This window comes from Dickeya poaceiphila, assembly GCF_007858975.2.
Lineage (GTDB): Bacteria > Pseudomonadota > Gammaproteobacteria > Enterobacterales > Enterobacteriaceae > Dickeya > Dickeya poaceiphila.
On the sequence record NZ_CP042220.2, the window covers coordinates 85,389 to 97,690 of the forward strand.

The 12,302-nt window shown below is 46.6% G+C and carries 12 protein-coding genes; 10 read left to right on the plus strand and 2 right to left on the minus strand.

Annotated features, from left to right (window positions below):
• The first annotated feature begins 20 nt into the window (after nucleotides 1-20).
• From Dpoa569_RS00370 to Dpoa569_RS00400, 7 genes are all read left to right on the plus strand, one after another.
• Entirely contained in the window at nucleotides 21-302 is a 282-nt protein-coding gene (locus Dpoa569_RS00370) for a hypothetical protein (protein WP_042867577.1), read from the plus strand.
• 186 nt (nucleotides 303-488) lie between these two features.
• Nucleotides 489-740 carry a YdgH/BhsA/McbA family protein gene (locus tag Dpoa569_RS00375; protein ID WP_146410928.1) on the plus strand — a complete coding sequence of 84 codons (252 nt, stop codon included), beginning with the start codon at nucleotides 489-491 and terminating at the stop codon, nucleotides 738-740.
• A gap of 571 nt (nucleotides 741-1,311) precedes the next feature.
• Entirely contained in the window at nucleotides 1,312-2,265 is a 954-nt protein-coding gene (locus tag Dpoa569_RS00380) for a hydroxyacid dehydrogenase (protein WP_042867580.1), read from the plus strand.
• A gap of 10 nt (nucleotides 2,266-2,275) precedes the next feature.
• Nucleotides 2,276-2,974, plus strand: a complete 699-nt coding sequence (locus Dpoa569_RS00385; protein ID WP_042867583.1) for an RraA family protein — start codon at nucleotides 2,276-2,278, stop codon at nucleotides 2,972-2,974.
• 68 nt (nucleotides 2,975-3,042) lie between these two features.
• Nucleotides 3,043-4,437 (plus strand): DASS family sodium-coupled anion symporter, encoded by a 1,395-nt coding sequence (locus Dpoa569_RS00390; RefSeq protein ID WP_042867586.1) that lies wholly within the window; start codon nucleotides 3,043-3,045, stop codon nucleotides 4,435-4,437.
• A gap of 16 nt (nucleotides 4,438-4,453) precedes the next feature.
• Complete coding sequence (locus Dpoa569_RS00395; RefSeq protein ID WP_042867587.1) at nucleotides 4,454-5,617, plus strand: metallo-dependent hydrolase; 1,164 nt, start codon at nucleotides 4,454-4,456, stop codon at nucleotides 5,615-5,617.
• Nucleotides 5,618-5,805: 188 nt separating this feature from the next.
• On the plus strand, nucleotides 5,806-7,680 hold the full coding sequence (locus Dpoa569_RS00400) for a sigma-54-dependent Fis family transcriptional regulator (protein ID WP_042867588.1): 1,875 nt from the start codon (nucleotides 5,806-5,808) through the stop codon (nucleotides 7,678-7,680).
• 60 nt (nucleotides 7,681-7,740) lie between these two features.
• Here the strand turns inward: Dpoa569_RS00400 and Dpoa569_RS00405 are convergent, their stop codons facing one another.
• A complete protein-coding gene (locus Dpoa569_RS00405) occupies nucleotides 7,741-8,928 on the minus strand; it encodes a BaiN/RdsA family NAD(P)/FAD-dependent oxidoreductase (RefSeq protein WP_042867589.1) in 1,188 nt (395 codons plus the stop codon).
• A 308-nt stretch (nucleotides 8,929-9,236) separates the two neighbouring features.
• Here Dpoa569_RS00405 and pitA point away from each other — a divergent pair, with 308 nt between their 5' ends.
• Entirely contained in the window at nucleotides 9,237-10,745 is a 1,509-nt protein-coding gene (gene pitA, locus Dpoa569_RS00410) for an inorganic phosphate transporter PitA (RefSeq protein WP_146410931.1), read from the plus strand.
• A 148-nt stretch (nucleotides 10,746-10,893) separates the two neighbouring features.
• Here pitA and uspB read toward each other — a convergent pair whose 3' ends face one another.
• Entirely contained in the window at nucleotides 10,894-11,229 is a 336-nt protein-coding gene (gene uspB, locus Dpoa569_RS00415; RefSeq protein ID WP_042867590.1) for a universal stress protein UspB, read from the minus strand.
• A gap of 41 nt (nucleotides 11,230-11,270) precedes the next feature.
• On the opposite strand from uspB, the gene Dpoa569_RS00420 reads away from it, so the two are divergent.
• Entirely contained in the window at nucleotides 11,271-11,534 is a 264-nt protein-coding gene (locus tag Dpoa569_RS00420) for a hypothetical protein (protein ID WP_042867591.1), read from the plus strand.
• Between the two features lie 268 nt (nucleotides 11,535-11,802).
• Nucleotides 11,803-12,237: a universal stress protein UspA gene (gene uspA / locus Dpoa569_RS00425; protein WP_042867592.1), complete on the plus strand. Its 435-nt coding sequence runs from the start codon at nucleotides 11,803-11,805 to the stop codon at nucleotides 12,235-12,237.
• Nucleotides 12,238-12,302: the final 65 nt, after the last annotated feature.

Consider the following 12,302-nt stretch of genomic DNA (forward strand, 5'->3'; position numbering starts at 1 on the left):
TGCAAGAGGAGGAGGCAATCATGAAAGTAAACGAGCTGGCAGCAGGTGGACTGTTACTGATGCTGCCATTAGGTGTGCTGGCGGTAGCGCCTTATCCGGTGGATGACAGCCATGAATTTACCGAGGCACAACGGGCGGAAATCCGTCGAATTGTGACGGAATATCTGCTGGCGCACCCGGATAAAGGGCTGGCGAGCGACCAGGCGCCTACTAGCGACAGATGCAGGTCGGCACATCCGGTGGCTGACAACGGCAAACTGAGTTCGTGCACCAACACGCAGTGGATGTGTTTGTCACAGTAAACCCGCGGGAGAAGCAGGAGGAAAAGGTAGTAAACAATAGGGTGGTTTTATTTCATTTATTTTGAATAATATCTGCAAATAAACTTGATTTTAACACTGAGTTAACAGGTCTATTATCACTTACATCGAAAGCGAAGACGCTTTCAGTAAAGAAATAAACCGAATTCAACGTGAAGGATATTGACCATGAATGCTATCAAAAATATTGTTGCAGTTATCACCCTGGCTACCGTTTCTTTCGGCACTTTCGCCGCAACAGAAGTTCAGCAGTCTGCCAGTCAGTCCATCGGCACCGTCAGCGCGACTGCCAATACGCTGGATGGTCTGCAGGCCAACCTGTCTGAAAAAGCGAATGCCGCTGGCGCTAAATCGTTCCGTATCATCTCTGCGACCGGCAGCGATAATCAACTGCGCGGTGTGGCTGAACTCTATAACTGATAACCGGTTTATCGTTATCACGCGCAACAATGGCCGCCTTCGGGCGGCTTTGTTGTTGGTGTACTACGCTGAACCTCGCATCACTTGCGTCGCTGATACTGACCTGATAGCGGTTATCAGGAAGATGGGCAACGTTCTGCGGTGCCTTGCTGAGTACATGGTGCAAATGCTGTTGTCCTGAAATAAGGTGGATAAAAACATTTATTCATTCCATATCGATTACCCACTCTCTATCTACATCCCCCAAATAAGCATTGAATGCTTTATCTCTCCAATAGAACCATCAAACAATCAGTCACAGTCAATCAATAAATAAATGTACGACCATGCTTTGTGACGCCGGTTAAATTAGTTATTTCAAAATGAAATTCATTGTTTTCATATTTAAATGCAGTGAGTTTGCAGAGTAATCAGAAACGTGATTTATATCACCAGGATAATCAACAACAAGAAAACAATATTTTTTAAATGGCTTTAAATATCAATGTATTGTGAGTGTAAGGGCGAGTGTGGATGGTTCTGGCATACGACGTGCATTTATAGGAGGGTAATTAATACTGGAGATAGTTAAATGGCGTACAAAATTTTGCTTCCTCAAGAAATTATGCAAGAAGGAAGAGAATATCTGGAAAGTCGTGGTTATGAGTTAATCACAGGTTCCGGGATGGAAGAAGAAGATATTATCCGTGATATCCCGGATTGTGACGGCATTATTGTCCGTTTATCTAAAATGTCCGACCGTGTATTTGAGGCGGCGAAAAAATTGAAAGTCGTGGTGCGTCATGGCGCAGGCTACGACACCGTAGATTTAGAGTCTGCGAAACGCCATGGAGTCGTGGTATTAAATGCACCGCTCGCCAATAGTATGTCTGTAGCCGAACTGGCAATATTTTATATGTTGCATTGCTCGCGTAATTTCAAGCTGGTTGAAGAAAAAATGCTTGAAGATTATTACTGGGCAAAACTGCGTACGCCGAAAGTCGAATTAGATGAAAAAACGCTGGGTTTAATTGGTGTAGGTAATATTGGCTCACGCGTGGCAATTAAGGCGTTACATGGCTTCAATATGAAAGTCATTGCTTATGATCCGTATAAAAACCAGGACCAGGTTCCTGAAGGCGTTGAGCTGACCGACGATTTCGACCGTATTTTTAAAGAAAGCGATTTTGTCTCTCTGCACTGCCCGACAACCGCAGAAACCATGGACTTTATTGGTGAAAAACAATTCTCAATGATGAAGCCGACGGCTTATTTTATCAATACGGCACGGGGCAAACTCGTGGATGAAAAAGCGTTGTATCACGCGTTAACCAGCAATGTAATTGCAGGCGCGGGTGTTGATGTGTTGAAAAAAGAACCCTTCGACCCGAACGACCCTATTTTCCAATTAAACAATATCGTTATTGGTCCGCATATCGGTGCGGCAACCAAAGAAGCGACTGATCGTGCGTCGCTGCATTCCGCCATCGGCATTGATGAAGTGCTGTCAGGTAAAAAACCATCCTGGCCAGTGCCGGGTTTTTAAGGAGAACATCATGTCTATTGGTAATCGTGTTTTTACTCAACGCCCGGCATTTGACGTTGAATTACTGAAACAGTATGAACAACTTCCGGCTGCGAATATCGCGGATACGATGAACCGAATTGCCGTACTGGGAAATGGTATTAAGCGCATATCTTCTCCCAAAAAGCCGATTATGGCGGGCTACGCCATTACGGTAAAAGCGCGTGCTGGCGATAATTTAATGTTGCACGCCGCACTGGATATGGCTAGCGAAAATGATGTGATTGTGGTGTCAAATGAAGGCGACCGTTCTCGTGCATTAATGGGCGAAATTATGGTGGCCTATGCCCATTACACCAAAAAAATCGCCGGTATTGTGCTGGATGGCCCAATCCGGGATATCGATGCCCTTTCAGTACTGGATTTCCCTCTTTATGCCACGGGCTCCAACCCGGCGGGTCCTTTTAAAGAAGGTCCCGGCGAAGTCAATACGCCGATTGCGGTCGGCGGTGTTGCGGTATGTCCTGGCGACCTGATTGTCGGCGATGCGGATGGCGTTATTGTCGTCCCTTTGGGTGATGCCGCTGCATTACTGGAAAAAGCAAAGGAATATGCAAAATTTGATGCCAGCAAAGTCGAAGCCGCTAAGAACGGCGCAGCAAGTCGTGCATGGGTGAAAAAATCATTAGACGAAAAAGGCGTTGAATTTATCGACGATATTTACCGCTGATCTAATTAAATAATTACCAGCCACGTATATCAAAAATATACGTGGCCCTAAAGCAAAGGTAATATAAAATGCTTTATCTGAAACTCTTACCCATTATATTTTTTCCCGTTTTATTTTGGTTAACTCCACATCCGGTCGGTGTCTCGGTCCAAACCTGGGAAATGGTCGGTATTTATCTGGCAATGCTGTGCGGACTCGTTCTGCGTCCATTCACTGATTCCGTCGTCATGCTGATTATTCTGGGGATAGCATCGTTATTTGTCGAACCCGGTCCGTTGTTTGCCGGTTTTGGTAGCCCATTGGTGTGGTTTATTATCGGCGCCTTTATTATTTGTAAGGCTTTCGTTATTACCGGTTTGGGCAAGCGTATTGCTTATATGCTGCTTAAGCGTTATGGCAAAAATACCCTGACTCTCGGTTATCTGATGATGGTGACGGATACGTTACTCGCGCCGGCGACCGGGTCGAATATGTCCCGCTCAGGGGGGATTACCTACCCCATTTTCAGGAATATCGCAGAAGCGCTGGGTTCCAAACCGGAAGAAGGGAGCCGCAAAATTGGTGCTTACCTCACTATTCTGATGTATGTGGTTTCCATGGGGACATCCATTCTGTTCCTGACCGGTATGGCGACGAACTCAATTACTATTTCTCTCGCCAATGAGATCATGAAGGTGAATCTTGAGTGGGTGTTATGGTTCAAGGCGGCTATTGTTCCTGCCGGACTGGTGCTGCTGGTTTCCCCCTGGATTCTCTATAAGCTTTATGCGCCGGAATTAAAAACCATCGATAATGTTAATGAGATTGCTGATAAGGGGCTTCGGGAACTGGGTCCGGTGAAGCGGGAAGAAAAATTGCTGATTGTTTTCTTCTTGCTGGGGATTTTGGGCTGGATGACCGGTTCTATCACGGGTATTGATTTTATTCCCGTGGGTCTGGCATTTCTGGCGTGTTTACTGTTGTTCCGCGTACTGAGCTGGGATGATGTGGTCAGCGAAAAGTCTGCCTGGCAGGCCTTCGTCTGGTATGGCGCGTTTTATGGTTGCGCGGTTGCCCTGTCAAAAGGCGGTTTTTATGTCTACCTTGTCGGCGTAATCAAAACTTATCTCGACCTGTCGCAACTGAGTGAAATCAGCGCCCTTGGCGTGCTGGTGTTTATCAGCCTCGCGGTGCGGTATTTCTTTGTATCGAATAGTGCCTTCGTCGTTTCCTTCTATCCGGTACTGTTTACTCTGGGTATGACCACGCAAGCACATCCCATGTATGTTGCGCTTTCCCTTGCTTTCTCGGCGGGTTATGGCGCGTTGCTGACGCATTATGGCAACGGTGCGGGCGTATTCACATTTTCAAGCGGTTACGTACCACAAAAAACGTTCTGGTTGCTGGGAACCATTATGGTGCTGGTTAATGTTTTGGTTTTTTTCCTGGTCGGAATTCCTTACTGGAAGCTCATCGGTATTTAATTAGGAGGATAGAAAGATGAAACTGGATATTCTGATTAAAAATGGACGGGTTGTTGATACCGATAATGATGATTACGTTAGTCGTGATATTGGTATCATTGGCAACCGGATCGTCGATCTTAATCAAGCTGATATTTCTGAGGTCGAAACGGTTATTGATGCAGCCGGCTGTATTGTGATGCCGGGGCTGATTGATTTCCATTTGCATGTTTTCCATGGTGGGACAGCAATCAGTGTCAACCCCGATGTTATCTGTTTACCCAACGGCGTAACCAGTGTGGTGGATGCGGGAAGCAGTGGTTGGGTTAATTACCCCGTTTTTCGCAATACCGTCATTAACACATCCATGGTGAAAATAAAAAGTTACCTGAATGTGGTTAATGTCGGTCTTTCAACATTGGGCGGTGGTGCTACCGGGTATCTTGAAAATACCAACCCCGCTAACTATAACGTAGAAAAAATTGCGCAAACGCTGGCGGAGAATAAAGAAAATATTCTGGGTCTAAAATTACGTTATAGTCAGGATATCGCCAGAGGAAAAAACTACGCCAGCGATCCGTTCTTTGCATCAGTCGCGCTGGCACGGCAGCTTGATACCTCGATTTGTGTACACGTCACAGATTCGTTGCTGTCGGCAGATGAGCTGATTAGCCATTTCCAAACTAACGACATTTATGCTCACTGCTTTCACGGAACGGGGAACGCCATTCTCGATAAAAATGGAGATCTCTATCAGGGCATTAAAGAAGCGAAAGACAGAGGCATTATTTTTGACTGTTCAAACGGCGTGGCGCATTTTGATTTTAATGTTGCTGGTAACGCGATGGAACAAGGTTTCTATCCCGATATCATCAGTACCGATTTAACACTGAGAAACAGTCTGCGTACCGACAAGGTATACAGCCTGCTTTTCGTCATGTCGAAATATCTCAATATGGGGATGTCTTTGTTTGATGTGATTCGTGCTGTAACGGTGACGCCTGCACGCCTGATGAATATGCAAGGCCGTATCGGTACATTACAACCTGGCGCGTTTGCGGATATCGCCATCGCTAAGCTGTGCAAGCAGAAGATCACATTCGAAGATACAAAAGGCAAGAAAATCGTCGGCGACCATTATATTGATAACTGCGCAACCATCTGTAATGGTCAGATTGTTTATCGTCGTTATAGCTTCTAGTTTTCGTTGATGATCAGCATTAGCTGATGACAAAAAAGGCTCTGTGTATACTCTGCATAGAGCCTTTTTTTATCATCCATCCGGATACAGGATATGCAGAATAGTGTACGTGATTTATATTATTGATAAAAAATAACTTAGTTATATAATTATTATGCATATTGTGTGGTATAACGTTTGGTGGATATATGAAAAATAATGATATCGTTATTTTTTCAGTTTCAAAGACGATTACTCAAAGAATTTCAAATGTGTTGCTCGAAAGAGAGCTGGATATTCCTTTGTACGAATTTAATTACCTTGATGTTGTGGAAAAGGCGCTTGAGCTTATCCAATGGGGAACAAAGATTATTATTAGTCGTGGCGGGACCGCGGCATTGCTAAGAAGCAGTGTGAACATTCCCGTCGTTGAAATAGCACATGATATCTATGGCATTTATCGTATCATTCAGGAAGCTAAAAATAAATCTCAGAAAATTGCTGCTGTAGGGTTTCCGCAATTCTGCAATGTCCTTAGACATTATCAGAATATGACTAATGAAGAATTTAAAATATGTCAGGTATATAATCATTACGATATTGAAAGTGTTGTAAAAAGTCTCGCAGATAATGATTATCAGCTGGTGATTGGTGGACTGGCCGTTGCAGAGATGGCTAAAAAGTACAACCTTAATGTCGTGATGGGAGATACCGATAATGTCTCTATTGAGCAGGCGCTTAATGAAGCGTTTAATCTTTTAAAATATATAAATAAAGAAAATGAAAAGCTCTCAATGAGTTATTCAGCTTTAAACCAGTCTCGTGAAGCTATTATGTGTATCGATCAGACTGGAGAGATTATTAGTATAAATGAAAAAGGGAGTGAGTTATTTCAGTGCAATCCTGGTGATAAGATTTTTAAAAAAGACGCTTTCAAAGATATTTTTGGCAGTATAATCAATGAAGTTGATGTTAAAGATCTGGTCATGGAAATTGATGGGGATATTATACATATCACTATTAAGCACTTCTCAAATAAGCAAAGCTTTTATAGTGTGATAACCGGGTTTAAACAAGATAATTCGCTGTGGATTAACTTGCGTAGTAATAAGAAGAGTAACCTTAAAGGGTTTGCGGCTACTTATTCTTTCTCCGATATTATAGGAAAATCAAACGCTATCTCTAAAACGATTGAAAGAGCAAAGCTTTATGCTCATCACGATTTACCTGTTAATATTTTGGGCGACACGGGAACCGGTAAGGAGTTATTCGCACAGAGCATTCATAATGCCAGCGCCAGGTGTGCAGAACCATTTATTGCCATCAATTGCGCAGCAATTCCTGAAAGTATTCTTGAGAGCGAGTTGTTTGGTTATGCAGAGGGTGCATTTACCAATGCCCGAAAGGGAGGAAAACCCGGTGTCTTTGAAATGGCGATGAATGGTACTGTCTTTATCGATGAAATTAGTGAAGCGCCGCTATCAGTACAAGTGAAGTTATTACGAGTATTGCAGGAAAAGACGTTTACCCGCCTTGGTGGTGACTCGTTGATTGCGGCTGATTTTCGACTGATCACTGCCAGCAATAAGGATTTGAGTGAGCTGGTGAAATCCGGGGACTTCAGGCAGGATTTATACTATCGAATTAATATCCTTGAATTAAGATTGCCTGCCTTACATGAAAGATCTGATGATGTAATGCTGATTATTCATGATCTGCTATCCCGACAGGGTAAAAATCTCACATTCACTGATGATGCTGTAGATTTCATGAGTAATTATTCGTGGCCAGGAAACATTCGGGAATTACAGGCAATAATATACAGACTAATCGTTTTGATTAATGTTGATGTTGTTGATGAAAATATTTTACGTAATATAAGTAAAATTAAACTTTCCGATACGCATGATTTTACTGAAAATGCAGGATCGGAAGAGGTGGGTTTATTAAAGAAACAAGAGGAAAAACTGATTTGTCATATAATAAAGAAAACTGATGGTGATCGAATAAAAGCCTCTGTCATTCTTGGTATCAGCCCAACGACACTCTGGCGGAAAATGAAAGAATATAAAATTAACGATTGAGGCTCAGGCTACTGCCCAGATGCTCAAATCAGGAGGGGCGAATTAACCCTAACCCATGACTCAATTATCCAATGCCTGCGCGCACGCCCAGGCGGAACTCCAGGCCCATTGAAAATTGTAGCCGCCTAGCCAACCGGTGACATCCACCACTTCGCCGATAAAGTAAAGACCCGGCACTTTGCTAGTTTCCATTGTTTTTGACGACAGTTCGCGGGTATCAACGCCGCCGAGCGTCACTTCCGCGGTGCGGTAGCCTTCGGTACCGTTAGGCTGAACCCGCCACTGTTGCAGTGTGGTTTCTACCTCGATTTGCTGCGGCTTATTAAGTTGTTTCAGTGTGACATCCGGCAACTGCCCTAATGTTTGCAGACATTCTACCAGCCGCTTCGGCAACCACTTCGACAACGTGTTTTTCAGGCTCTGGTTCGGGTGTGCCTGACGCTCGGCATTAAGACACTCAGCCAGATCAATCGTAGGCAACAGATTGATGGTGACGAATTCCCCCGGTTGCCAGTAGCTGGACAGTTGCAGAATCGCCGGGCCGGACAGGCCGCGGTGAGTGAACAGAATGTTTTCGCGGAATATGGTGCCGTTTTCAGCGCTCACTACCGCTGGCACCGACACGCCTGAAAGCGCCTGTAACTGTTCCAGCAGCGGCTTGTGCAGGGTGAATGGTACCAGTGCGGCGCGGGTTGGCAACACATTGAGGTCAAACTGTGCCGCCAGTTGATAACCGAACGGTGTAGCGCCTAGTCCCGGCATCGATAGCCCGCCGGTGGCGATGACCAGCGCGCGTGCCTGTACTGGCCCGGTGCTGAGTTGCACCTGAAACTGCGCGTTTTTTTCCACTGAGACAACCTCGCTGCGCAGGCGCAGCGTCACCTTACCGGCTTCGCACTCTTTCATCAGCATATCGACAATCTGTTGCGCAGAATCGTCGCAAAATAGCTGGCCAAGGGTTTTTTCGTGATACGCGATGCCATGGCGGGTTACCAGACTGATGAAATCCCACTGGGTGTAACGGGCAAGGGCGGATTTGCAAAAGTGCGGATTATGCGACAGGTAAGCCGCAGGTTCGGCGTACAGATTGGTAAAGTTGCAACGTCCACCACCGGACATCAGAATTTTGCGGCCCGGTTTTTTGCCGTTGTCCACCAGTAGCGCACGCAGCCCTTTCTGGCCTGCCTGTGCCGCGCAAAATAACCCAGCCGCGCCTGCGCCAATGATGATTACGTCAAACTGTTCCACGTTGTTCTCCTGCTATGCCGCCCGCTGATTAGTGGGTGGCCGATTATAGGTGATGTCCGATTGCAGATCACCCGACAAGGTGAACCTTGCATCAGGCCGCGCCTTCGCTGGAACCCGTGTTATTTTTTCAGGTAACAAAATGTGTTTTATGATAAAGAGTAATAATGCATTGATTTTAATTAATTAAATGGTTATCAACGACAGAATTGGCGTAAATTAAGTCAAAATAATGTCATATTTTTCTTTTCCCGTTTCAGCTTGTCACCGATAATGCGCCGCGTTCATGACCACTACATGGCCTAACACATATGTTACATTTATTTGCCGGGCTTGATTTCCATACCGGTTTAATGTTGATTCTCGCTCTGCTGTTTGTCCTGTTCTACGAAGCTATCAATGGCTTTCACGATACCGCCAACGCGGTGGCTACTGTTATCTATACCCGTGCGATGCGTGCCCAACTGGCGGTTGTCATGGCCGGTGTTTTCAATTTCCTTGGGGTATTGCTGGGGGGGCTGAGCGTGGCGTATGCCATCGTTCACCTGCTGCCAACCGATTTGCTGCTGAATGTCAGTTCTACTCACGGGCTGGCGATGGTGTTTTCTATGCTGTTGGCGGCGATCATCTGGAACCTGGGGACCTGGTATTTCGGGCTGCCGGCTTCCAGTTCTCACACCCTGATCGGTGCCATTATTGGTATTGGTTTGACCAATGCGCTGGTGACCCATACATCGGTGGTGGATGCGCTCAATATTCCTAAAGTCGTTAGCATTTTCCTGTCGCTGCTGGTATCGCCGGTGGTCGGTATGATCATCGCCGGGTTGATGGTGTATCTGCTGCGTCGTTACTGGAGCAGCAATAAGAAGCGTCAGCGCGTTCACCTGACGCCAGCCGAACGCGAGAAACAGGATGGTAAGCGCAAGCCGCCGTTCTGGACCCGTACGGCATTGATCTTGTCTGCGGTGGGGGTGAGCTTTTCTCACGGTGCCAACGACGGTCAGAAAGGTATTGGCTTGCTTATGCTGGTGCTGATTGGCGTGGCGCCTGCCGGGTTTGTGCTGAATATGGATGCGTCGGGTTACGATATCAGCCGTACCCGCGATGCGGTGATGAACCTGCAAAGCTATTACCAATCTCACCAAACATCACTGGCGCATGTGATCGATTTGTCGCACCCGGTGATCCCGGCTCCGGAAAACGTGATTCCGTCTACCGGCAACAAACCGGATTTTCACTGTGATACCTCTCGCGTCATGATCGCCATTGACCGTGCGCAGGGGCTGCTGAATAACATAAAAAGCTACGATGGACTGGCTGCGGAAGATAGAGCCCGTGTTCGTCGCTTGTTGATGTGTATCTCCGATACGCTGGATCACGTCGTCAAGCTGCCGGAAATTCCGGCTGATGATAAACGCCTGCTCAATAACTTGCGTAGCGACCTGCTGTATACGGTGGAATATGCTCCGCTGTGGATTATTGTGGCCGTGGCGCTGGCGCTGTCGCTCGGTACCATGGTGGGCTGGAAGCGCGTGGCGGTCACCATTGGCGAGAAGATTGGTAAAAAAGGCATGACCTACGCGCAGGGCGTTTCAGCGCAGGTGACGGCAGCCATCTCGATTAGCATCGCCAGCTATACCGGTATGCCGGTTTCCACGACGCATGTGCTCTCATCGGCTGTAGCCGGAACCATGATCGTCGATGGCGGCGGCGTGCAGGGGAAAACCGTGAAAAGCATTCTGCTGGCCTGGGTGTTTACCCTGCCGGTATCGATGCTGTTGTCCGGCGTGCTTTACTGGCTGGCGTTAAAACTGATTTAACCTGCGGTGATGAAACCGTAAGGTGACAAGGCAAGACAAATAAGAAAGGCGGCCACCAGGTCGCCTTTCTGCTTTTCGTATATAGCGTTGATGAGTTGATAGGTTGATAGGAACACGACCGGTTTATGTCGTCCGCTGGTGTATCGCTTCAGTGCCAGATGATCAGGCCAACGAGGCTCACTACCACCAGCCCGCACAAGGCGGAAGTCAGCAAAAACTGACCACGCACCCGTGCGCAGCGACGGATGAATTCAGGGTCGTGATGGTCAAGATAACGTTGTGCGTAGATATAGCGAACCAGCCGTAACTGCTTGCTGGGCTGCCCGTGGGAGGTGAAAAAGCCACCTCCGTCCACATACTGATAAAGCAGCGGGTCACAGTCTCTCAGTATCAGCAGCAGCACTCGTAACGAAGAATAATATCGCGCCATATTGATGACACAGACGACACATAAAGCCCAGAAAAGCGCAAATGTACTAATCATCATGCTTCCCTCCCGGATTATGACCCTCCAGATGCTGGTATGTGTCTGATCCTGATGACATCACATCTGTGGGTATTTATGCCACACGTTATTCACGCGATGTTATGGGGCTGCCAGATCATGGCGAGTTGCCCAGGTGCTTTTCTGCACCCTCTGTATCCCTGCCGGAAGATGGACTAGCACAGCCCTTCTTCAATTTCATTGTAGAAGAGCCTGGTGCTTTTTTTCCATACCTGACGCAAGGTTCATTACCCGCCCAAAACATCATCACGTCTTTTGATCTGGCATCGGCTTCTGCGCCGTAGGCCCTGTTCTTTTCAACTACACTTTATCTATGCGCGTGCGAGAGTCTTACCCGTTATTAAGGCTTCACTCTTGTAGGTAGTATCGGCGCGAACGGGTGGTCACTTCAGGGTACATCCGTAAAACCGTTACAAAATATGTGGTGTTGTGATCTATTGAACATAACCCTGAATTATGTGGGTGTTATGCTCATAACAGCCATTGGTTATCAGACTGGCAGGAGAAATATCTGCTGACCCATCAGTTAGTCATTACGGAAGGAGCTTAATTATGGCTTACAAACACATCCTTATTGCGGTTGACCTGTCACCGGAAAGTAAGGTGTTAGTGGAAAAAGCGGTCTCCATGGCGCGACCGTATGATGCCAAAGTCTCTTTGATCCATGTTGACGTGAATTACTCCGATCTTTACACCGGGCTGATCGATGTCAACCTGGGCAACATGCAGCAGCGCATTTCCGAAGAAACCCATCATGCGTTGAAAGAGTTGGCGGACAATGCCGATTATCCTATCTCGGAAACCCTGAGCGGCAGTGGCGATTTGGGCCAGGTGCTGGTTGACGCTATCCGTAAGTATGATGTTGACCTGGTATTATGCGGTCACCATCAGGATTTCTGGAGTAAACTGATGTCGTCTGCACGTCAGCTGATCAATACCGTGCATGTCGATATGTTGATTGTGCCGCTGCGTGATGACGAGGAGTAAGCTGCCTGAACGATTCTGATGTGCATAGTGAATAGATAGACGACATGGATGGCAAAATAAAGGCA

What these genes read in the sequence shown, in the direction of transcription:
- Dpoa569_RS00370 (WP_042867577.1), top strand. Translation starts at nt 21, where the DNA reads ATGAAAGTAAACGAGCTGGCAGCAGGTGGACTGTTACTGATGCTGCCA.
- Dpoa569_RS00375 (WP_146410928.1), top strand. Translation starts at nt 489, where the DNA reads ATGAATGCTATCAAAAATATTGTTGCAGTTATCACCCTGGCTACCGTT.
- Dpoa569_RS00380 (WP_042867580.1), top strand. Translation starts at nt 1,312, where the DNA reads ATGGCGTACAAAATTTTGCTTCCTCAAGAAATTATGCAAGAAGGAAGA.
- Dpoa569_RS00385 (WP_042867583.1), top strand. Translation starts at nt 2,276, where the DNA reads ATGTCTATTGGTAATCGTGTTTTTACTCAACGCCCGGCATTTGACGTT.
- Dpoa569_RS00390 (WP_042867586.1), top strand. Translation starts at nt 3,043, where the DNA reads ATGCTTTATCTGAAACTCTTACCCATTATATTTTTTCCCGTTTTATTT.
- Dpoa569_RS00395 (WP_042867587.1), top strand. Translation starts at nt 4,454, where the DNA reads ATGAAACTGGATATTCTGATTAAAAATGGACGGGTTGTTGATACCGAT.
- Dpoa569_RS00400 (WP_042867588.1), top strand. Translation starts at nt 5,806, where the DNA reads ATGAAAAATAATGATATCGTTATTTTTTCAGTTTCAAAGACGATTACT.
- pitA (WP_146410931.1), top strand. Translation starts at nt 9,237, where the DNA reads ATGTTACATTTATTTGCCGGGCTTGATTTCCATACCGGTTTAATGTTG.
- uspB (WP_042867590.1), bottom strand. Translation starts at nt 11,229, where the DNA reads ATGATTAGTACATTTGCGCTTTTCTGGGCTTTATGTGTCGTCTGTGTC.
- uspA (WP_042867592.1), top strand. Translation starts at nt 11,803, where the DNA reads ATGGCTTACAAACACATCCTTATTGCGGTTGACCTGTCACCGGAAAGT.